The organism is Streptomyces sp. NRRL S-1022, from assembly GCF_000720135.1.
Lineage (GTDB): Bacteria > Actinomycetota > Actinomycetes > Streptomycetales > Streptomycetaceae > Streptomyces.
Map to the genome: position 1 here is coordinate 62002 of NZ_JOIU01000015.1, position 20034 is coordinate 82035.

A 20034-nucleotide genomic window follows, 5' to 3' on the forward strand; every position below is an offset into this window, starting at 1 on the left:
AGGGGACTACCCCGAGGCGGCGGAAAGCACCCGTTCGTTACGCGGGAACGATGTTGACCAGCTTCGGCGCCCGCACGATCACCTTGCGGATGCCCGCGCCGCCCAGCGCCGCGACGACCTTCTCGTCGGCCAGCGCGACCTTCTCCAGCTCCTCCTCGGAGATGGCCGGCGGCACCTCCAGCCGGGCCTTGACCTTGCCCTTGACCTGCACGACGCAGGTGACGGTCTCGTCCACGACGTAGGCCGGGTCGGCGACCGGGAAGTCCCGGTGGACGACCGAATCGGTGTGGCCCAGCTTGCGCCACAGCTCCTCGGCGATGTGCGGGGCCAGCGGGGCGACCATCAGCACCAGCGGCTCGGCCACGGACCGCGGCACCGGACCGCCGGCCTTGGTCAGGTGGTTGTTCAGCTCGGTGACCTTGGCGATGGCGGTGTTGAAGCGCAGGCCCTCCAGGTCCTGGCGCACGCCGTCGACGGCCTTGTGCAGGGCGCGCAGGGTCTCCTCGTCGGGCTCGGCGTCGGTGACGGTGACCTCGCCGGTGGCCTCGTCGACGATGTTGCGCCACAGCCGCTGCAGCAGCCGGAACTGGCCGACCACCGCGCGCGTGTCCCACGGGCGGGAGACGTCCAGCGGGCCCATGGCCATCTCGTACAGGCGCAGCGTGTCGGCGCCGTACTCGGCGGCGATCTCGTCCGGAGTGACCGCGTTCTTCAGGGACTTGCCCATCTTGCCCAGCAGGCGGGAGACCTGCTCGCCCTGGTAGTAGTAGGCGCCGTCGCGCTCCTCCACCTCGGCGGCCGGCACCGCGATGCCGCGGCTGTCACGGTAGACGTAGGCCTGGATCATGCCCTGGTTGAACAGCTTGTGGAACGGCTCCGCGGAGGAGACGTGTCCCAGGTCGTACAGGACCTTGGACCAGAAGCGCGCGTACAGCAGGTGCAGTACGGCGTGCTCGGCTCCGCCGACGTACAGGTCGACACCGCCGTGGGGCAGGCCCTCGCGCGGGCCCATCCAGTACTGCTCGATCTCCGGGTCGACCAGCTTCCGGTCGTTGTGCGGGTCCAGGTACCGGAACTCGTACCAGCAGGAACCGGCCCAGTTGGGCATGGTGTTGGTCTCGCGGCGGTACTTCTTGGGGCCGTCGCCCAGGTCCAGGGTGACGTTGACCCATTCCTCGTTGCGCGACAGCGGCGTCTCGGGCTGGGTGTCGGCGTCGTCCGGGTCGAAGGTGCGCGGGCTGTAGTCCTCGACCTCGGGCAGCTCCAGCGGCAGCATCGACTCGGGCAGCGCGTGGGCGACGCCGTCCTCGTCGTAGACGATCGGGAAGGGCTCGCCCCAGTAGCGCTGGCGGCTGAACAGCCAGTCGCGCAGCCGGAAGTTGACGGTGCCCTCGCCGATGCCCTCCTGCGCCAGCCACTCGGTGATGCGCGCCTTGGCGTCGGTCACGCCCAGGCCGTTCAGCTTCACGTCGTCGCTGTCGGAGTTGACGATCTTCGCGTCGTAGGAGACGAAGGCGTCGTCCCAGGCGGCCGGGTCGGTGCCGCGGCCGTCGGTCGGCTCGACCACGCAGCGGATCGGCAGCTCGAAGGCGCGCGCGAAGGCGAAGTCACGGGAGTCGTGCCCCGGGACGGCCATGATCGCGCCGGTGCCGTACCCCATCAGGACGTAGTCGGCGATGAAGACCGGGACCTGCTCGCCGTTGACCGGGTTGGTCGCGAAGGCGCCGGTGAAGACGCCGGTCTTGTCCTTGGCCTCGGCCTGCCGCTCGACGTCGGACTTCGAGGCGGCCTGCGCGCGGTAGGCGGCGACGGCGTCGGCCGGGGTGGCGTGGCCGCCGGTCCACACCTGGTGCGTGCCCTCGGGCCACGCCTCGGGGGTGAACTTGTCGACCAGCGGGTGCTCCGGCGCCAGCACCATGTAGGTCGCGCCGAACAGGGTGTCGGGGCGGGTGGTGAAGATCGTGATGCGGTCGCCGTCGATCGGGAAGTCGACGCGGGCGCCCTCGCTGCGGCCGATCCAGTTGCGCTGCTGCAGCTTGATGGCCTCGGGCCAGTCCAGCTCCTCCAGGTCCTCCAGCAGCCGGTCGGCGTAGGCGGTGATGCGCATGTTCCACTGGCGCAGCTTGGCCTTGAAGACCGGGTAGTTCCCGCGCTCGGACCGGCCGTCGGCGGTGACCTCCTCGTTGGCCAGCACGGTGCCCAGGCCCGGGCACCAGTTGACGGGCGCGTCGGAGGCGTAGGCCAGGCGGTACTCGCCCAGGACCTCGGCGCGCTCGGCGGCGGTCAGCTCGTTCCACGCGCGCGTGGAGCCCGCGATCGCGCGCTCACCGGACTCGAACTGGGCGATCAGCTCGGAGATCGGGCGGGCCTTGCGCGCCTCCGTGTCGTACCAGGAGTTGAAGATCTGCAGGAAGATCCACTGGGTCCACTTGTAGTACTCCGGGTCGATCGTGGCGAACGACCGGCGCTTGTCGTGGCCCAGGCCCAGCCGGCGCAGCTGGGCCTTCATGTTCTCGATGTTGGCCTCGGTGGACACGCGCGGGTGCGTGCCGGTCTGCACCGCGTACTGCTCGGCGGGCAGGCCGAAGGCGTCGAAGCCCAGGGTGTGCAGGACGTTGTGGCCGGTCATCCGCTGGAACCGGGCGTAGACGTCGGTGGCGATGTAACCCAGCGGGTGGCCGACGTGCAGGCCCGCACCCGAGGGATACGGGAACATGTCCATGATGAACTTCTTGGGCCGGGCGACCAGCTCGGGGTCGCCCGCCAGGTCGCCCTTGGGGTTCGGCGCCGCGTAGGTGCCGTCGGCGTCCCAGAAGTCCTGCCAGCGTGCCTCGATCTCGGCTGCCATGGCGGCCGTGTAGCGGTGCGGGGCGGCCTCCGCCGACGTGGCGGCGGCAGCAGGGTTCGTCTCGCTCATGATCCTCAAAGCTCCATCGATCGTCTCTGCCTGCGGCTGCGGTATCCCAAGAAACGAAAAAACCCCTCGCACAGGAGGGGACGCCGCGCCGGTGCCGACCTCACGGCTGGACCGGGGTCGGTACTGATCAGCGCGGCCCGCTAAGCAGAAGGCGTACGGCACGCATGGCGCTAGGGTACCGCAGCCCTTGAGCAAGCGGCGACGCGCTTCCGTATCCCTGATGGACATGTCACGAAGCCCGCCCGGAACTGAACGAAGGTCAGCAATTACTTCGCGTACCGTCCCCTATGGGACACCGCCCCCCGTCGCATTGTCCGTTGATAACAACGCAATAACTCAAACCCCGTACTGATCGGTATGGCTCCACTTAGAGTGCGGCAGCGGGACCGCTTTCCCGAAACTGCTCGGAGTTGCCCCCATGAACCCTCGTCGTACCAGCTCGCTCCCCAAGCCCGGCCGCTCGGCCTACGGGGTGGCGTCCGCTGTCATCCTGCTGCTCATACCCGTGGTCGTGCTGGTCGGAGGCAGCCAGTTCCGCGACTTCCTGAACTTCGGCGCGGGCGTGCTGTCCCTCGTCTCGCTCAGCTGCTCGGTGATCTGGGGCCTGTTCGCGCAGGACCGGATCTTCCTGAACACGCGGCAGCGGATCATCGGCCAGGCGGTGCACCGGACGACCGCGGTCGCCTCGATCGCGTTCCTGTTGCTGCACATCACCACCAAGATCGCGCTCGGTCACACGGAGCTGATCGCCGCGATCATCCCGTTCTCGCTCGGCGTCTCCGGAATCGGCGGCCTGATCGGGCTGGGCTCGCTCGCGGGCCTGCTGATGATCTTCGTCGGCATCACCGGCGCCCTGCGCAGCAATTTCGCCACCCCGGCCCCGGTCGCAGCCCGCTGGCGGGCCATGCACATGCTGGCCTACCCGGCCTGGTGTGCCGCACTGCTGCACGGACTCTACGCGGGTCGCGCGGCCAAGCCGATCTTCGTGATCCTCTACAGCCTGTCCCTGCTCGGCGTGATGGGCGCCCTCGCGCTGCGCGCCGCGCCGCGCCCGGTCAAGCGCAGGGTCGCCGACCGCCTGGTGGCCCTGTTCGGCAGCTCGGAGCGGCCCGGGCTGGACGACCTGGCCGCGAGCCGCTCCCGGGTGGCCGAATCGGGGCGTCCCGGCTTCGAGAGCCGGCGGGAGCCGCGGCAGGCCGCGGCGGACACGGGGACCACCCCGCTCTACCAGACCCCGGCCGCCCCGGCCGGCGAGCCCGCCAACGGCTTCGCGGCGGCCTACCGCGCGGTCTCCACGCCCGGCCGACCGCAGCAGCCCTTCACGGCCGACCAGACCGCCCGCATGGACCTGCCGATGGATCTCCGGGCCACCGAGGCCATCCCGCGCGTGGACGGCCCCTCCAGCACCTCGGGCAGCTGGCCGATCCCGTCCCCGCCGCCGGTCGGCGAGGCCCCGCCGTCCGCCTACGACCCGCTCCAGGACACCGGATACACCATCCCGGTCTATGGCAATCCGGGCGCTGCCGCATACGGCGGAAGTGACGTGTACGACACCGGTGAGACAAACGGCTTCTACGGCACGTACAACCCGACTGACACGTTCAACGGCGGTCCCGCCACCGAAACACTGCCCGGCTCGTCCTACGAGGCACCGGGTTCGGGCGAACCTTGGAACACGCCTTCCGGAGGCTTTAAGTGAACGAGGCCCTGCCCGACGTCCCCGAAGTCCGCGTGGTCGGACTTCCCCAGCTCACGTCGGGCTTCGACCTTGTGGAGCGGCTCGATCTGCCCATGCACCTGAAGGTGCACGGGCCGCTCGACCCGCTGGGCGGCGAACAGCTCGCCCAGCTCGCCGAACGCATCAACCTCAAGGGCCGCGGCGGCGCCGGCTTCCCCTTCCACAAGAAGCTGCGCTCGGTCGCCGAGTCGGCGATCAAGCGCGGGGTGCGGCCGGTCGTCGTGGTCAACGGCAGCGAGGACGAACCCGCCTGCCGCAAGGACACGGTGCTGATCAACCGTGCCCCGCACCTCATCCTTGACGGCGCCCTGCTGTGTGCCGAGGCGCTCGGCGCGCGCACCCTCGTCATCGGCGTCACCCGGGAGTCCACCCAGCGCTCCATGGAGGCCGCGCTCGCCGAGCGGGGTCTGAGCAACAGCCGTAGATCGGCACTGCGCGCGTGGGTGCAGCGCAATCCGGTGCGCATGGTCACCGGCGCCGCCGCCTCGCTGATCCGCTCCGTCGACGGCGGCCCGGCCATCCCGCCCGGCCGCAAGATCAGCGCCTCGCAGAGCGGTGTCGGCGGCGCGCCCACGCTGCTGTCGAACGCGGAGACGTTCGCGCAGCTGGCCATCGCCGCCCGCATCGGCCCGGAGCGCTACGGCAACACCGGCCTGTACGACGAACCGGGCACCGTGATGCTCACCGTGTCCGGTGCGGTCGCCCGCCCGATGGTGATCGAGGTCCCCACGGGCGTGCCGCTGCGCTACGTGCTGCAGCTGGCGGGCGCCCCGCCGGTGCCGCAGGGCGTGCTGACCGGCGGCTACCACGGGAAGTGGATCGACGCGGCGACCGTCAACGAGGCGATCGTCTCCCGCAACTCGCTCGACGCGGTGGGCGGTTCCCTGGGCGCGGGTGCGATCCTGCCGATCAGCCAGGAGACGTGCCCGCTGGGGGAGTCGCTGCGGGTCGCGCAGTGGCTGGCCGAGGAGAGCGCCGGCCAGTGCGGGCCCTGCTATCTCGGCCTGCCGGCCGCCGCGCGCGGCCTGGAGGACATCCTCAACGGCGGCGGACCGGCCGCCCTGGAGGCGCTGAAGCAGGTCGCGAAGAACGTGAAGCGGCGCGGGGCTTGTTCGCACCCGGACGGCTCGGCGATGTTCCTGGAGTCGACCATCAAGGCGTTCACCGACGACCTGGCCGCGCACGTCCTCGGAAACGGCTGCGGACGGCCCGTGGAGGGCGTTCTGCCGCTCTTCGAGGGGGGCAGGGCCCCCGCGGGCGTCCCGGGCGGCGCAGGGCCCGAGGAGAGCGGCGGCAGCCGCCAGAAGATCTACGTCGACTGGACGCTGTGCCGGGGTCACGGGCTGTGCGCCGACATCCTGCCGGAGGTGTTCGAGCTCGGCGCCGACGGCTTCCCGACCGTCGCCCAGGCGCAGGTCCCGCGGTACGCGGAGGCGAAGGCGCTGCGCGCGGTGCGCCGCTGCCCCGCGCTCGCCCTGCGCCTTGAGGAGGACACGCGCGGGCAGGCGCCGTCGCGCAATCTGCCGGTCCTCTCCCAGGGCCGCGGCCGGCGGGCACTGGGGCGCTGAACGCACGGCAACGGCGGGTCACCCGGTTCGGGTGGCCCGCCGTTCGCTCGCGCGCGCATGCCCTGCGTTTCCGAGTTGTCCCCCGTTCCGCAACACGCCGAAGGCGGACCATCCGTGGGATGGTCCGCCTTCGATTTCTGTGGAGCTAAGGAGAATTGAACTCCTGACCTCCTGCATGCCATGCAGGCGCTCTACCAACTGAGCTATAGCCCCTTGTTGTCTCCCCGGGGTTCCCCCGGCGACGACGTAAACATTACAGGGCCTCCAGGGCAGCACCAAATCGGTTTCCCCCCTGTCCCGATTGGGACGCTAATGTCGGCTTTCGTGCCCATGATCGCGTTCCCCTCCGCCCACCGCCGGATGCCGGTCGCCCTGGGGGTCTGCCTGCTGTCGTTCACGGCGTTCTGGGCCGCTCAGCAGGCCGCGCGCGTGTCGATGGTCGACCTGCTGGTCTACCGGGCCGAGGGCGCCGCCGTGCGCGCCGGCGGCGACCTGTACGCGCTGCGCGCGACAGCCGCGCAGCTGCCCACCACCTACCCGCCGTTCGCCGCCCTGCTGTTCACCCCGCTGCCCCTGCTGGACACGGCACTGCTGCGCGCGCTGGCGACGGCCGGGAACCTGACGCTGCTGGTGGTGTTCGTACGGTTGTCGCTGAAACTCGTCGGCCACGCGCGCGGGGCGACCGCCTGGTGGGTCGCGGCGGCGGCCGTGTGGTGCGAGCCGGTGTGGACGACCCTGCGCTACGGCCAGATCAACCTGCTGCTGGCCGTCCTGGTGCTGTGGGACCTGACCCGCCGCCCCGCCGGCGGGTACGACCGCTGGACGGGGGCCGGCCTCGGGCTGGCCGCGGCGGTCAAGCTGACGCCCGCGGTGTTCCCGGTGTTCCTGCTCGTCACGGGTCTCACGGCCCGCCTGGGAGGCGGGCACGCAGAGCCGTGGCTGCGCCACGCGCGCGGGGCGGCCGCCGCGTTCGCCGGGGCGACGCTGCTGGCGGCGGCCGTGCTGCCGTACGACTCGTGGCGCTTCTGGACGGACATGGTGTTCCGCGCGGACCGGGCCGGATACACCGAGGAGACCGCCAACCAGGCCCTGCGCGGCGTTCTGGCCCGTTTGCTGCACACGCCCCACCCGGGAGCCCTCTGGGCGGCCTGTGCGGCCGTGGTGGCCGCTCTGGGGCTCGTCGTGGCCGTGCGGGCGGAGTTGCGGGGGCGGCGGGCCTGGGCGGTGTGCGCGTGCGCGGTCACCGCCCTGCTGATCAGCCCGGTGTCGTGGACCCACCACTGGGTGTGGTGCGTGCCACTGGTACTGCTGCTGTGGACGCGCGGGCACCGGACGGCGGCCCTGGGCACCCTGCTGGTCTTCTGCTCGTACGCCCCGTGGTGGGTGCCGCACGGCCCCGACCGGCCCGAACTGCACCTGAACGGAGCGGCATTGGCACTCTCGGCCGTCTACGGCGCGACCGGTGGGCTCTTCCTCGTGCTGGCCCGGACATCGTTGCCGAGGACCGACGGCGAGGTCCGCGTCAGGCCGTGACGAACTGGTAGAACCTCTTGAGCGTGCAGTGCTCCTCCAGGAGGCGGCCGTAGATCGGCTCGCCCTCCAGCTCCCGGTACGTCTCGATCGGGTCGCCTTTTATGATCAGCGCCCGCGCGCACTCCTCGCACCAGTACTGGTACTCGGGATTGATCGGCTCCATGTCGCGGACGATCGGTGTACCGCTCCCGCACCAGTCGCACTTTCGCCTGTGTGCACCCATCGATCAGCTCCAGCTGTGGCCGCAGGCCGTGCACACGTAGGAGATTCCGCCGTTGTCGCCGAGGACCTGCGCCACGTGCGCGGAACCGCAGGAAGGGCAGCTGAGCCGGGTGGTCGTATCCCGGATCAACGCCGCACCGAGGAGGTGGCCGACCTCCTCGCGGATGCTCGCAGGCATCGCTTACTCCCTCCCGTCGGGCCGCGCCCCCTTCCGGCCGTTTGATTCTGCCACGGCCGGACCAATACGGTCAGCGACGCCTCAGTACCAGTCCGGACACAGCCCCCATCGCAGCCGTTCCGGCCAACACCCAGGCGCTTACCCAGAATGCCTCCGCGGAGGTATACGCGTGCGGGGCGCCGAACGACTCAAGCCGGTTCAGGAACAGTGTGCCGAAGGCGGCCACGCCGATCAGCTGACCGAGTTGGGCGACCGTCGCCAGCAGTCCGCTGGCGTCCGCCGCGTCCTCGGGCCGTACGGTCGCCAGCGCGCCGGTGAGCGTCGGGCTGAAGGCCAGTGCCAGCCCGGCACCCGTGCCCGCGTACCCCCCGTACAGAACCGCTCCCCCGTCGCCGCCGCCGTGGAAGGCCAGCCCGACGACGGCGACGGACACCGCGGTGAGCGCGAACCCGGCCGGTGCGAGGGCCCGCTGCCAGGCGGCGGGCCACCTGCGCCAGGTGAGGCTGACGGCACCGAAGACGGCCGCGGTCGGCGCGAAGCTCAGTCCGGCCCGCAGGGCGCTGTAGCCGAGGCCGCCCTGGACGTGCAGGGTCAGCGCGAAGAGGAAGCCGGCGTTGACCGACATCACGGCGAGGATCCGGAAGACGGCCCGGCCGATACCGGGCTGCCCCACCACACGGGGTGTGAGGAGCGGGGCGCCGCCGCGCCGGGCCAGCCGGGACTCGTAGCCGCAGAACAGGGCGAACAGCACCGCGGACGCGGCCAGCGACAGCCAGGACCACAGCGGCCAGTCCTCTTCCTGGCCCAGCACCAGCGGCACGGTCAGCAGCGACACGGCGGCGCCGAGCAGTACCAGTCCGGGCAGGTCGAGCGCCCGGGCCCGCTCCCGGCCGCCCGCACCGCCCAGCGGCAGGACCCGCCGGCCCAGCACGAGGAGCAGGGCGCCGACCGGCACGTTGACCAGGAAGACCGGCCGCCAGCCGGTGCCGAACAGGTCGGCGCTGACCAGCACCCCGCCGGCCACCTGTCCGGCCGCCGCGCCGACGGCCAGGACCGCCGAGTAGGCGCCCAGCGCCCGCACCCGGGCCTCCCCGGTGAAGGTGCGCTGGATGAGGCTGAGCACCTGCGGGATCATCAGCGCCGAGCCCGCGCCCTGCACCAGCCGGAACACGATCAGTTCGGTCGAACCCTGCGCCAGCCCGCAGGCGAGCGAGGCCGCCGTGAACAGGGCCAGTCCGGCCAGGTGGACCCGCCCGTGGCCGAGCCGGTCGCCGAGCCGGGCACCGGTGATCAGCAGCACGGAGTAGGTGATGGTGTAGCCGGCGATCACCAGTTGCAGGTCGGCGCCCGAGGCGTGCAGGTCGGAACCGATCGTGGGTGCCGCGACGTTCACGATGAAGACGTCGAGCGCCGCCATGAACAGGGCGGCGAGCAGCACACCGAGCAGTAGCCGGGGCCGGTTGTCAGTGGCGGATGCTTCACTTTCCGTGACGGATGGTCCGGCCCGGTCGAAGGCCGGGACGTCACTGTCAGTGGCGGATGGTTCACTGATCGCAGGGTTCGGAACGGGCTCGGTGCCCGGACCGGTCCGGGATGTCGTCGTCATGACATCGAGCGTGACGACGGGCCGGTACCGGTGCCGAGTGCCCGCCGATGCTGGTACTGCCAGCACCTGGCAGGGGCCGCACCAGGTGCCGACGATGAGTACGGGGACGACGGGGGCATGACGGATGGGGACGAGGACACAGCGACGCAGGCCGGAGCTGGCCGCCTTCCTGCGGACGAGGCGGGCGCGGGTCACACCGGCCGACGTGGGGATGCCGCCGGGCTTCCGGCGGCGCACGCCCGGGCTGCGCCGTGAGGAGGTGGCGCAGCTCTCGGGGGTGGGCGTGACCTGGTACACGTGGCTGGAGCAGGGCCGGCCGATCAATGCCTCGCCGCAGGTGCTGGACGCGGTCGCGCGCACGCTGCGGCTGGACCCGCCCGAGCGGGAGCATCTGTACCGGCTGGCGGAGGTGCCGTTCCAGCCGGCTCGCGAGGGCCTGATCCGCCAGGTCAGCCCCGAGGTGCAGGGCATCATCGACGCCCTCGACCCGATGCTGGCGGTGGTCTACAACTCGCGGTACGACATCCTGGCCACCAACGCCGGCTACCGCGACCTGTTCCTGGTGCCCGAGACCCTCGGGATCGGGCTGCCGAACGTGCTGTGGACGCTCTGCACGCTGCCGGAGGGGACCTGCCCGCTGGTGCACCGGGAGACGGAGCTGCCGCTGATGGTGGCGACCCTGCGGTCGTCCTACGGCAGACACGTGGGCGAGCCGGCCTGGGAGGAGTACATACGCGGGCTGTCCGCGGCGAGTCCCTGGTTCGCGGAGCTGTGGGCGAGCGGTGAGGTGGCGCCGCCGGGGCCGCGGGTGAAGACGTTCCGGCACTCGGCGGTGGGCGAGATGCGGATGACCTCGCAGTCGCTGTCCATCGACGGGATGCCCGAGTGCCGGATCGTGGTCTACAGCCCGGAGGACGAGGACGCGCGGGCGAAGATCGCGCTGCTGCGGGAGCGCAGAGAGTTGGTGTGAACGCAGAGGATCCCGCCCCCTGCGGGGACGGGATCCTCATCACCGATCTTTGACAACTCAACAGAGTGTCGATCAGTGGAGCTAAGGAGAATTGAACTCCTGACCTCCTGCATGCCATGCAGGCGCTCTACCAACTGAGCTATAGCCCCTTGCGTTCTTCCCGCTCGGCGGGGCGAACAAGAAGAACTTTAGCCTGTGACCTGCCGGAAAGTGAAATCCGGGGTCGGGGGGCCGCGACACGGTCAGTCGTCGTCCCCGAGGACGGGCTCCGGGAGGGTGCCCGCGTTGTGCTCCAGCAGGCGCCAGCCGCGGGCGCCCTCGCCGAGCACGGACCAGCAGCAGTTGGAGAGGCCGCCGAGGCTCTCCCAGTGCTGGGCCTCCAGGCCGAGGAGGCGGCCGATGGTGGTGCGGATGGTGCCGCCGTGGCTGACGACGACGAGGGTGCCGTCCTCGGGCAGCTTCTCGACGTGCCGCAGCACGACGGGGGCGGCCCGGTCGGCGACCTCGGTCTCCAGTTCGCCGCCGCCGCGACGGACCGCCTCGCCGCGCTTCCAGGCGGCGTACTCCTCGCCGAAGCGGGCGATGATCTCCTCGTGCGTCAGCCCCTGCCAGACGCCCGCGTAGGTCTCCCGCAGGCCCTCGTCGCGGGCGACGTCGAGACCGGTGAGGGCGGCCAGCTCGGCAGCCGTGTCCGCGGCCCGCTGCAGGTCCGAGGAGATGATCGCGTCCGGCCGCAGGGAGGCGAGCAGCCGCGCGGCGCGACGGGCCTGATCCAGGCCCGTCGCGGTCAGCTCGACGTCCGTGGTGCCCTGGAAGCGGCGCTCCAGGTTCCACGAGGTCTGGCCGTGCCGCCAGAGGATGATGCGGCGGCCCCGGCCCTTGCGGTCGGTCACCTCGCCGGTGGAGCTCATCACCACTCCCCGTCCGGCTCCTGATCGGCCTCGGCGGCCTGTGCCTTGGCGTGCTCCTCGGCCTTGCCGCGGGTGGCCTTGGCGTCGGCGGGCAGCTCCAGCTCGGGGCAGTCCTTCCACAGCCGCTCCAGGGCGTAGAAGACCCGCTCCTCACTGTGCTGGACGTGCACGACGATGTCGACGTAGTCGAGCAGGATCCAGCGGGACTCGCGGTCGCCCTCGCGGCGGACCGGCTTGGCGCCGAGCTCCTTCTGCAGGCGCTCCTCGATCTCGTCGACGATGGCCTTGACCTGGCGGTCGTTCGGCGCGGAGGCCAGCAGGAAGGCGTCCGTGATCGACAGTACGTCGCTCACGTCGTAGGCGATGACGTCGTGGGCGAGCTTGTCGGCCGCAGCCTGGGCGGCGGTGCTGATGAGCTCAAGGGAACGGTCGGTGGCGGTCACTACTTGGCTTTCCGTCGGCGGTCTTTTGACCTCAAGGGTCTCACGGACCGCCCCGGGCACCCCACGTGATTACGGCGGGCACGTGGGGTGCCCCCGGCCGCGCTCCCCCAAGGAGGCGGCCCGGGGTCAGGAGGAGGACGGTTGGTAGTCGCGGCCGAGGACCACCGAGACGTCGGCTCCGGAGGACACGCCGCCCTTGGTCACGGAGCCGGCGGGCAGGCCGAGGGTCTTGGCGACCTCGGCGGCGTCCGCCTTGTCGGCGGGGTCCGCGTAGAGCACCTTGGAGGTGGCCTCGGTGCCGGCGGCGCTGCCGCCCTCCAGGAAGGTGAAGCCGCCGTTGAGGAGCACGACGCGGGCCTTCTCGGTGTCGTCCTTCACCCCGGTGGCGTTCTGCACGGAGACCCGTACCGCGGAGCCGGCCGCTGGGCTCTTGGCGGTGCCGCCGAGGATGTCCTTCACCACACTGCCGCTGGTCTGCGCGCTGAGCGTGCCGTCGGCCTGCACGGGCAGCAGGGCGGTCTTGTAGTCGCCGCTCTTGGCGAGGTCGGCGAGCTTGGCGAGGAAGGCGCCGAGGTCCTTGTCGGTGAGCGGCGGGTCGAGGATCTGCGCCAGGGTCTGCACGGTGGTGGTGGCGGACGACGGGTCGGAGGACAGTTTGCGCAGTACGCCCTGCATGACCTGGCCGAACCGCTCCAGCTGGGCGTTCTGGGATTCGCCGGCGGCGCGGTAGGTGGCGTAGGCGACGGCCATCTTGCCGCTGAGGGTCTGGTCCCGGCCCTGGTGGACGAGCGGCGAGGCGCCCTTCTTCTTGGCGTCCGGGTCGGGCACGTCCGTGTCGGTGTCGATCTCGATGTTGCCGACGAGTTCGACGAGGTTCTGCAGGTAGGGGGTGTCGAGGCGCCAGGTGCCCTGGATGCTGGTGCCGAGCACCGTGTCGAGCTGGTCGCGGGTGCCGGAGGTGCCGTCGTCGTCCACCGACTTGGCGAGGGTCGTGGTGGAGCCGTCGTCGTCGGTCAGCGCGAGGGAGTTGGGCAGCAGGACCGTGGTGCCCTGCTTGGTGGTGGTGTTGTCGACCAGCAGCGCCGTGGAGGTGCCGCCCTTCGCGGTGTTGTGCAGGTGGACGACGAGCACGTTGCGCTTCTGGGCGGCCACCGGGGTGGCGGTGCCGGCCTTGCCGTCGGAGGAGGACAGGCCGGGCAGTTTTCCGGCGAACCAGAGGTAGCCGACACCGCCGACCGCGACGAGGGCGAGGACGACGACGAGGGCGACGATCCGGCTGCGGGCGCGGCGGCGGGCCTCCTCGCGGCGCTCGGTGCGGTTCTCGGTGAACTTCAGCCAGTCGATGACGTCCTCGGAGTCGCCGTCCGGCTCCTCGACGAAGGCGAACTGCTCGGTGTGGTAGTCCGGTTCGCCCGGTTCCGGGTCGGTGTCCTGGGAAGTCCGCGGGTCCTCGGGCGGGCCGGCCTGCTGCGGGATGTAGGCGGTCTGCCCGGCGACCCGGGGCTGCTGTCCGCTGCTCGCCGCCTGCCCGTAGGGGTCGTACCCCGTGGCCTCCTGGGTGCCGGTGGCGTACGGGTCGTACGGGGCCTGCGAGCCGTACGGGTCGTAGGCGGGCTGCTGCCGGCCGGAGCCGTAGGAGGGGGCCGGCTGCTGCTGGCCGGTGGCGTACGGGTCGTACCCGTACCCCTGCTGCTGGGTGTACGGGTCGTAGGCGACGTGCTGGGCCTGTGGAGCCTGCTGTGCCGGGACCTGCCGGTACACGGGCTGCCCGTACTCGTCGTAGCCGACGACTTCGTACGGGCCGGCGCCGTAGCCTGCGTCGCCCGCGTCGTATCGGTCGTTCACCGGTGCCCCTCTCGGCTCACTCGCCGCGGTACAGCTCGCGCTTGTCGATGTAGCGCACGACTCCGTCCGGCACCATGTACCAGATGGGGTCTCCCTTGGCGACTCTCGCACGGCAGTCCGTGGAGGAGATGGCGAGCGCCGGCACCTCCACGAGCGAGACGCCGCCCTCCGGCAGGCCTGGGTCGGTCAGGTGGTGGCCGGGTCGGGTGACGCCGATGAAGTGCGCGAGGGAGAACAGTTCCGCCGAGTCGCGCCAGGTCAGCAGCTGGGCGAGGGCGTCGGCGCCGGTGATGAAGAAGAGGTCGGTGTCCGGGTTGAGGGCCCGCAGGTCGCGCAGGGTGTCGACGGTGTAGGTGGGCCCGCCGCGGTCGATGTCGATGCGGCTGACGGAGAACTGCGGGTTCTCGGCGGTCGCGATGACCGTCATCAGGTAGCGGTCCTCGGCCGGGGAGACCTTGCGGTGGGACTTCTGCCACGGCTGGCCGGTGGGCACGAACACCACCTCGTCCAGCTGGAACTGTGCGGCGACCTCGCTGGCCGCCACGAGGTGCCCGTGGTGGATCGGGTCGAACGTCCCGCCCATGACGCCCAGGCGCCGCTTGCCCGTGTGGACGGGGCCGTCGCCCGGTCCGTACTGCGGGTGCTTCACCGTGTCGTCGGCCGTCTCGTGCGCCGGACCGGTAGGCATGTCCTGCTCTCCCATGCGTGCAGACCCTACCGGCCCGGTCTCGGACGTCCGGCCGGGGACGGGTTCCCCGCTCAGCGGTCGCGGTTGAAGCGCGTGGTGATCCACAGCAGCAGGAGCAGGATGACCAGGGCTCCGCCGCCGGTGACGGCCGGGTTCAGGCTGTTGTGGTTTCCGCCGTGCTCCCCGCCCTCGGCGGCAAGGGTGACCAACTGGGCTGCGGCGCTGTGGAAGCTCATCTTCGGCAGGACCTATCGCGTGTGGGCGGAATAAAGATGTCGGCTCATCGTAAGCGGGCGGCCGTGGGGCGATCACGCCGACTCCCGCCGTTGGGGCCGGAGGGTGCCGGCGGCCGGGCCGCGGCGGAGATCGCCGGCCGCGCGGCGGCGGGGAACTTTCCCCGTCCGTCAGTCGTCTTTCCGCTTGTAGCCGCGCAGCAGGAACCACGCGGTCAGTACACAGCCGAGGAACATCACGATCAGCACGATGCGGAGCAGGTTTCCCGATCCGTGCTGCTGGACGGCGCTCGATGCGGCCTCGGTCAGCCGTGCGGCTGCGGGGTGGTGCTCCATGGCGGGGACTCCTTCGGGTGTACTGCCCGTCCACGGTATCTCCGCCTAGGCTGGCCCTCGCCTCGGGGGCACGGTGGGCACTCACACGCACATGGGGGAAGACATGTCCGACGACGGCCGGCAGGGCACGGGGCACGAGCGGGTGCCGAGCAGGCAGCGCAGGCGTTTCCCCGGGATCTCCACGCGCGCGTACGAGCACCCGGCCGACCGCTCGGCCCTGGTCGCGCTGCGCAAGCTGAGCGGGTTCGACACGGTCTTCAAGGCGCTCAGCGGGCTCCTGCCGGAGCGGAGTCTCAGGCTGCTGTTCCTGTCGGACTCCGTGCGGGTCTCCGAGCGGCAGTTCGCGCACCTTCACGACATGCTGCTGGACGCCTGTTACATCCTGGACCTGGAGAAGGTCCCGCCGATGTACGTCACACAGGATCCGCAGCCGAACGCGATGTGCATCGGCCTGGACGAGCCGATCATCGTGATCAGCACGGGGCTCGTGGAACTGCTCGACGAGGAGGAGATGCGGGCGGTCGTCGGGCACGAGGTGGGGCACGCGCTGTCCGGGCACGCGGTCTACCGGACCATCCTGCTGTTCCTGACGAACCTCGCGCTGAAGGTCGCCTGGATCCCGCTGGGCAACCTCGCGCTCATGGCGATCATCACGGCGCTGCGGGAGTGGTTCCGCAAGTCGGAGCTGTCCGCCGACCGGGCGGGCCTGCTGGTCGGGCAGGACGTCCGGGCCGCGATGCGGGGCCTGATGAAGATCGCGGGCGGCAACCATCTGCACGAGATGAACGTGGACGCGTTCCTGGAGCAGGCCGAGGAGTACGAATCCGGGGGCGATCTGCGCGACTCGGTACTGAAGATCCTGAACGTGCTGCCCCGTTCGCACCCCTTCACCACCGTGCGGGCCGCCGAGCTGAAGAAGTGGGCGGAGTCCCGGGACTACCAGCGGATCATGGACGGTCACTACCCGCGACGCAGCGAGGACAAGGACACCTCCGTCAGCGACTCGTTCCGTGAGTCGGCGGCCAGCTACGCGAGCGATGTGAAGGACTCCAAGGACCCGCTGATGAAGCTGGTCACGGACCTCGCGGGCGGCGCGGGCGACCTGGGCGGACGGGTCCGCCGGGGCTTCGACGGCTTCCGGAGCCCGCCGCCGGCCAAGGGGGACACCCCGGGCGGGGACGAGGAGTAGGCGAGGGGCGGCACCGGACCCGTACCCGACGGGCTCGGCCGAGCACCGCGGGCTCCCGCCCGGCACGCGGCCAGCCGCCCCGCACCGCCCGGCGCTCCCGCCCTCCGCCGCGCTCGGTACGGGGCCCCGCAGCCCTGCCCTGCCCTGCACCGGGACCCCGCGCCCCGCTCGGCACCCCACCCGATACCGGAGCCCCGCACCCCCACCCTCCGCCGCACCCGGCACCGGGACCCCCACACCCCCGCCCAGCACCGCCCCCGGCACCGGAACCCCGTACCCCGGCCCCGCCGCGCTCGGCACTGGAGCCCAGCACCCCCGCCCGCCGCCGGGAGGAGGCCCCGGTGCCTCAGGTCTTCGGCTGGGCCGCGGTGGCGAGCGTGCCGCACAGGGCCGGGGCGCTGTCCGTCTCGTAGGGGTTGGTTCCCGCGGGGCCGCCTGACCTGGCTGTCTGACCGGCCAGGAGGGGGCGGAGGTAGGCGGCGGAGTCCTCGGCGCAGGCGAGGGGGCCTGCCTGGACGTAGGAGGCGATCAGCTGGACCTGGTGGGTGCGCAGGTCGTCACGGTCGACGTGGAAGGTGACCGCGCGGCGGACCGTGAAGAGCGAGGCGGGGGCACCGGAGGAGGCGCCGGTGGGCCGCAGGGCGTAGACGAAGGTGTGGTCGGCGGTGACCTCCAGCGTCGCCGAGTCGGCCTCGGTGGCCCGCAGGCTGCCGGAGACACGGATCCTGTCGTCGGCCAGCCGGGCCCGGGCGGGGTCGATGCGGACCACCCAGCCCGTGGGCGCGTGCCGGCCGTCCGCCGCCGGGTGGTCGAAGCTCTGGTCGAACTGGTCGAGCTGCTCGGAGTCGACCAGGGCCCGGGCGGGACGCACCTCGCGGCCGGTGAGCACCTCGGGGTAGAGCGAGGAGCGGACGATGTAGTCCTTGACGGTGGAGAGGGCGGTCACCACCTGGCTGTCGGAGAAGTGGGCGGTGCCGTGCGAGGCCGGCAGGGGTATCCCCTCGGCGCCGGTGTCGAACGGGGCGGCGGGACTGCGCGCGTAAAGACCCTCGGCGTCGGCGGCGCCGGGCACCTTGCCCTGCGGGGCGAGCGGGATGACCGTCGTCCGCAGGGACTCCGCGGGCCGCCGGGCCGACGAGGAGCCGGAGGGGTGGCGGATGCCCATGTAGATCGCGGTACCGAAGGCGATGGCGATCAGCACGACGAGGATCAGGACCTGCCGGGTGAGTCCGCGGTGCAGGGGCGGGCGGCGGCGGACGGCGGGCGCGTGGTCGGTCATCCGCTCCTTGGCGGAGAACTCCTGGAGGCGGGCAGCACGGACGAACGACTCGTCGAAGACGACGGATCGGTATTCGTCCTCCGCACCGCCGGGGCCGCCCTCGGGTGTCCCCTCCGGTGGGTCTCCAGGCCCGCCCATACTTTCAGGGTAGGTCTCGTGAGGCTCGGGTAAACGCCCCGTCCCGCCACAACTTCTGACAGGTTCTCACCAGGTTCGGGCGGGGCTTTTCAGGGGGCGGGCGGGATGGCCGAGACGGCCGGCCGGGAGGGGTCGGCGGGGACCTGGGTAACGGGGGCGCCGCCCTGTTCGAGGCCGGTCGAGGCGGGGGCGGGGACCCGGTCGCGGGTGCCTGGGGAGCTTCCCCGGTAGACGGCGGCGAAGGCCAGGGCGACCATGCCGACGCCCATCACCACGGCGAGGACCCAGGCCACGGGCCGGTGCCAGCGGACCTGCTTGCCGTACGGACCGAAGATGCCGTGGTCGCCGAGGACGTAGGCGTCGTCCAGCTCGTCATCGTCGTGATCTTGGCTGAATCCGGCGCCGTCGGGGCCGTAGTCGTCGTAGCGCTCGCCTCGGGCGTGGGCGCGGCGGGCCTCCGCCTCGGAGGCCTCGGCGCGGGCCTGGGCGGCGGCGAGGAGGCGTTCCACGGCGGTCGGCTCGTGGACCGTGGCCGCCCGTACGAAGGCCTCGTCGAAGACCACGGAGGCGAACTCTTCGTCCGACACCCCGCGGTCGTCGTCGGGGTCCCAGCCGTCAGGGAACGGCGTGCCCCCCACGTCCTCCGGCACGGATCCAGAGTAGACCTGGGGGGTCAATTTGGGCAGACGGTATGGAAATTCGTCTGCCTGGTGGGACGCCTTCCGGCCAGGGCCCGCGGGCAGCGGAGCCCACGGCCGGACGGGTGAACTTCAGCGGCGTACGTGCCCGTCGCCGGTGACGATGTACTTCGTGCTGGTCAGCTCCGGCAGGCCCATCGGGCCGCGGGCGTGCAGCTTCTGGGTGGAGATGCCGATCTCGGCGCCGAAGCCGAACTGTCCGCCGTCCGTGAAGCGGGTGGAGGCGTTCACGGCGACGGTGGTGGAGTCGACCAGCTGGGTGAAGCGGCGGGCGGCCTGCTGGGAGGTGGTGACGATGGCCTCGGTGTGGCCGGAGGTCCACAGCCGGATGTGCTCGACGGCCTTGTCCAGCGAGTCCACCACCGCGGCGGCGATGTCGTAGGACAGGTACTCGGTCTCCCAGTCCTCGGCGGTCGCCTCGACCACGGTGGCCTTGGAGTCCTTGGCGTAGGCCATGACCCGCTCGTCGGCGTGGACGGTGACGCCGGCCTCGGCGAGGGCGTCCAGGGCGCGCGGCAGGAACTCGGGGGCGATGTCCTGGTGGACGAGGAGGGTCTCGGCCGCGTTGCAGACGCTGACCCGCTGGGCCTTGGAGTTGATCAGGATCTCGATGGCCGTGTCGATGTCGGCCTGGGAGTCGACGTAGACGTGGCAGTTGCCGGTGCCGGTCTCGATCACGGGGACCGTGGACTCGTTGACCACGGTCTGGATCAGGGAGGCGCCGCCGCGCGGGATGAGGACGTCGACCAGGCCGCGGGCGCGCATCAGCTCGCGGACGGAGTCGCGGCTCTCGCCCGGCACCAGCTGGACGGCGTCGGCGGGCAGGCCGGCGCCGCCGACGGCGTCGCGGATCACCCGGACGAGGGCGGTGTTGGACTCGTAGGCGGAGCCGGAGCCGCGCAGCAGGACCGCGTTGCCGGACTTCAGGCAGAGGGCGGCGGCGTCGACGGTGACGTTCGGGCGGGCCTCGTAGATGATGCCGACGACGCCGAGCGGGACGCGGACCTGGCGCAGGTCGATGCCGTTGGGCAGGGTGGAGCCGCGGACCACCTCGCCGACCGGGTCGGGCAGCTTCGCCACGTCGCGGACGTCGGCGGCGATGGCGCGGACTCGCTCGGGGGTGAGGGTGAGCCGGTCGACGATGGCCTCGCTGGTGCCGCTCTCCCGGGCCTTGGCCACGTCCTTGGCGTTGGCCTCGACGATCTCGGCGGTCCGGACCTCCAGGGCGTCGGCGATGGCGAGCAGCGCGTCGTCCTTCACGGCGCGCGGGAGCGGCGCGAGGTCGGCGGCGGCGGCCTTGGCCCGGTAGGCGGCCTGGGTGACCGGGGACATCGAGTCGTACGGAGAAAGCGTGGTCATGAGGGAAGGGTAGTGGGCGGGGCACGGCGGTTCAGCGGTCGTCCCACACCCCGAGACGCCGCAAAACGGGTGAACCCCGCCCCTCGCGTCCCGCCCTCCGCCCCGCGTCCCGCCCGTGCCCCGCGTCCCGCCCCGGCCACGCACCCGACGCCACCCAGGGTGCCGCTCCGACGCTGCGATCGG

Annotated in this window: 18 protein-coding genes and 2 tRNA genes; 5 read left to right on the plus strand and 15 right to left on the minus strand. The window is 71.6% G+C overall.

The features are described from left to right. Positions 1 to 37: 37 nt before the first annotated feature. On the minus strand, positions 38 to 2917 hold the full coding sequence (gene leuS, locus IG05_RS0121830) for a leucine--tRNA ligase (protein ID WP_030345010.1): 2880 nt from the start codon (positions 2915 to 2917) through the stop codon (positions 38 to 40). 418 nt (positions 2918 to 3335) lie between these two features. On the opposite strand from leuS, the gene IG05_RS0121835 reads away from it, so the two are divergent. Together IG05_RS0121835 and IG05_RS0121840 are read left to right on the plus strand one after the other, a co-directional pair. After that, a complete protein-coding gene (locus IG05_RS0121835) occupies positions 3336 to 4616 on the plus strand; it encodes a cytochrome b/b6 domain-containing protein (RefSeq protein ID WP_199808360.1) in 1281 nt (426 codons plus the stop codon). After that, positions 4613 to 6223, plus strand: coding sequence for an NADH-quinone oxidoreductase subunit NuoF family protein (locus tag IG05_RS0121840; protein ID WP_030345013.1), 1611 nt, complete (start codon positions 4613 to 4615; stop codon positions 6221 to 6223). Before IG05_RS0121835 ends, IG05_RS0121840 begins: the two co-directional genes overlap by 4 nt. 140 nt (positions 6224 to 6363) lie before the next feature. On the opposite strand, the gene IG05_RS0121845 is transcribed toward IG05_RS0121840, so the two are convergent. Continuing rightward, a tRNA-Ala gene (locus IG05_RS0121845) sits at positions 6364 to 6436 on the minus strand. Positions 6437 to 6547: 111 nt separating this feature from the next. Between IG05_RS0121845 and IG05_RS0121850 the strand changes: the two genes are divergently transcribed. Continuing rightward, positions 6548 to 7756: a glycosyltransferase 87 family protein gene (locus tag IG05_RS0121850; protein WP_420707614.1), complete on the plus strand. Its 1209-nt coding sequence runs from the start codon at positions 6548 to 6550 to the stop codon at positions 7754 to 7756. Here IG05_RS0121850 and IG05_RS0121855 read toward each other — a convergent pair. The 3 genes from IG05_RS0121855 to IG05_RS0121865 all read right to left on the minus strand — a co-directional run bounded on the left by IG05_RS0121855 (position 7746) and on the right by IG05_RS0121865 (position 9573). Further along, entirely contained in the window at positions 7746 to 7979 is a 234-nt protein-coding gene (locus IG05_RS0121855) for a hypothetical protein (protein ID WP_030345016.1), read from the minus strand. The genes IG05_RS0121850 and IG05_RS0121855 overlap by 11 nt on opposite strands. 3 nt (positions 7980 to 7982) lie before the next feature. Beyond that, entirely contained in the window at positions 7983 to 8156 is a 174-nt protein-coding gene (locus IG05_RS47020) for a hypothetical protein (RefSeq protein WP_107051395.1), read from the minus strand. 70 nt (positions 8157 to 8226) lie between these two features. Continuing rightward, positions 8227 to 9573, minus strand: a complete 1347-nt coding sequence (locus IG05_RS0121865; protein WP_234335965.1) for an MFS transporter — start codon at positions 9571 to 9573, stop codon at positions 8227 to 8229. Between the two features lie 313 nt (positions 9574 to 9886). On the opposite strand from IG05_RS0121865, the gene IG05_RS0121870 reads away from it, so the two are divergent. Then, on the plus strand, positions 9887 to 10732 hold the full coding sequence (locus tag IG05_RS0121870; protein ID WP_078894382.1) for a helix-turn-helix transcriptional regulator: 846 nt from the start codon (positions 9887 to 9889) through the stop codon (positions 10730 to 10732). Between the two features lie 76 nt (positions 10733 to 10808). On the opposite strand, the gene IG05_RS0121875 is transcribed toward IG05_RS0121870, so the two are convergent. The 7 genes from IG05_RS0121875 to IG05_RS48455 form a co-directional block, all read right to left on the minus strand. Next, positions 10809 to 10881, minus strand: a tRNA-Ala gene (locus tag IG05_RS0121875). A 93-nt stretch (positions 10882 to 10974) separates the two neighbouring features. Further along, positions 10975 to 11643, minus strand: a complete 669-nt coding sequence (locus IG05_RS0121880) for a histidine phosphatase family protein (protein WP_030345021.1) — start codon at positions 11641 to 11643, stop codon at positions 10975 to 10977. Then, positions 11643 to 12086, minus strand: a complete 444-nt coding sequence (gene rsfS / locus IG05_RS0121885) for a ribosome silencing factor (RefSeq protein ID WP_030345023.1) — start codon at positions 12084 to 12086, stop codon at positions 11643 to 11645. The genes IG05_RS0121880 and rsfS overlap by 1 nt, the downstream gene beginning before the upstream one ends. Positions 12087 to 12212: 126 nt before the next feature. After that, positions 12213 to 13931 (minus strand): LCP family protein, encoded by a 1719-nt coding sequence (locus tag IG05_RS0121890; protein ID WP_030345025.1) that lies wholly within the window; start codon positions 13929 to 13931, stop codon positions 12213 to 12215. Between the two features lie 16 nt (positions 13932 to 13947). Next, complete coding sequence (gene nadD / locus IG05_RS0121895; RefSeq protein ID WP_030345026.1) at positions 13948 to 14634, minus strand: nicotinate-nucleotide adenylyltransferase; 687 nt, start codon at positions 14632 to 14634, stop codon at positions 13948 to 13950. A gap of 56 nt (positions 14635 to 14690) precedes the next feature. After that, on the minus strand, positions 14691 to 14855 hold the full coding sequence (locus tag IG05_RS48450) for a hypothetical protein (RefSeq protein ID WP_030345028.1): 165 nt from the start codon (positions 14853 to 14855) through the stop codon (positions 14691 to 14693). Positions 14856 to 15023: 168 nt separating this feature from the next. After that, positions 15024 to 15188, minus strand: coding sequence for a hypothetical protein (locus tag IG05_RS48455; protein WP_030345030.1), 165 nt, complete (start codon positions 15186 to 15188; stop codon positions 15024 to 15026). A 103-nt stretch (positions 15189 to 15291) separates the two neighbouring features. On the opposite strand from IG05_RS48455, the gene IG05_RS0121910 reads away from it, so the two are divergent. Beyond that, entirely contained in the window at positions 15292 to 16377 is a 1086-nt protein-coding gene (locus IG05_RS0121910) for a M48 family metallopeptidase (protein ID WP_030345032.1), read from the plus strand. Between the two features lie 346 nt (positions 16378 to 16723). Here IG05_RS0121910 and IG05_RS0121915 read toward each other — a convergent pair whose 3' ends face one another. The 3 genes from IG05_RS0121915 to IG05_RS0121925 all read right to left on the minus strand — a co-directional run bounded on the left by IG05_RS0121915 (position 16724) and on the right by IG05_RS0121925 (position 19851). After that, complete coding sequence (locus IG05_RS0121915; protein WP_030345034.1) at positions 16724 to 17794, minus strand: hypothetical protein; 1071 nt, start codon at positions 17792 to 17794, stop codon at positions 16724 to 16726. An 89-nt stretch (positions 17795 to 17883) separates the two neighbouring features. Continuing rightward, positions 17884 to 18471: a hypothetical protein gene (locus tag IG05_RS0121920; protein ID WP_199808362.1), complete on the minus strand. Its 588-nt coding sequence runs from the start codon at positions 18469 to 18471 to the stop codon at positions 17884 to 17886. A gap of 93 nt (positions 18472 to 18564) precedes the next feature. Next, positions 18565 to 19851 (minus strand): glutamate-5-semialdehyde dehydrogenase, encoded by a 1287-nt coding sequence (locus tag IG05_RS0121925; RefSeq protein WP_030345038.1) that lies wholly within the window; start codon positions 19849 to 19851, stop codon positions 18565 to 18567. Positions 19852 to 20034 lie beyond the last annotated feature (183 nt).

Bases quoted from the DNA above. Each gene is read 5' to 3' on its own strand.
- IG05_RS0121865 (WP_234335965.1), bottom strand. From the start codon at position 9,573: ATGGCGGCGCTCGACGTCTTCATCGTGAACGTCGCGGCACCCACGATC.
- IG05_RS0121910 (WP_030345032.1), top strand. From the start codon at position 15,292: ATGTCCGACGACGGCCGGCAGGGCACGGGGCACGAGCGGGTGCCGAGC.
- IG05_RS0121915 (WP_030345034.1), bottom strand. From the start codon at position 17,794: ATGGGCGGGCCTGGAGACCCACCGGAGGGGACACCCGAGGGCGGCCCC.
- IG05_RS0121870 (WP_078894382.1), top strand. From the start codon at position 9,887: ATGGGGACGAGGACACAGCGACGCAGGCCGGAGCTGGCCGCCTTCCTG.
- nadD (WP_030345026.1), bottom strand. From the start codon at position 14,634: ATGGGAGAGCAGGACATGCCTACCGGTCCGGCGCACGAGACGGCCGAC.
- IG05_RS0121835 (WP_199808360.1), top strand. From the start codon at position 3,336: ATGAACCCTCGTCGTACCAGCTCGCTCCCCAAGCCCGGCCGCTCGGCC.
- IG05_RS47020 (WP_107051395.1), bottom strand. From the start codon at position 8,156: ATGCCTGCGAGCATCCGCGAGGAGGTCGGCCACCTCCTCGGTGCGGCG.
- leuS (WP_030345010.1), bottom strand. From the start codon at position 2,917: ATGAGCGAGACGAACCCTGCTGCCGCCGCCACGTCGGCGGAGGCCGCC.
- IG05_RS0121855 (WP_030345016.1), bottom strand. From the start codon at position 7,979: ATGGGTGCACACAGGCGAAAGTGCGACTGGTGCGGGAGCGGTACACCG.
- IG05_RS48455 (WP_030345030.1), bottom strand. From the start codon at position 15,188: ATGGAGCACCACCCCGCAGCCGCACGGCTGACCGAGGCCGCATCGAGC.
- IG05_RS0121925 (WP_030345038.1), bottom strand. From the start codon at position 19,851: ATGACCACGCTTTCTCCGTACGACTCGATGTCCCCGGTCACCCAGGCC.
- IG05_RS48450 (WP_030345028.1), bottom strand. From the start codon at position 14,855: ATGAGCTTCCACAGCGCCGCAGCCCAGTTGGTCACCCTTGCCGCCGAG.
- IG05_RS0121880 (WP_030345021.1), bottom strand. From the start codon at position 11,643: ATGAGCTCCACCGGCGAGGTGACCGACCGCAAGGGCCGGGGCCGCCGC.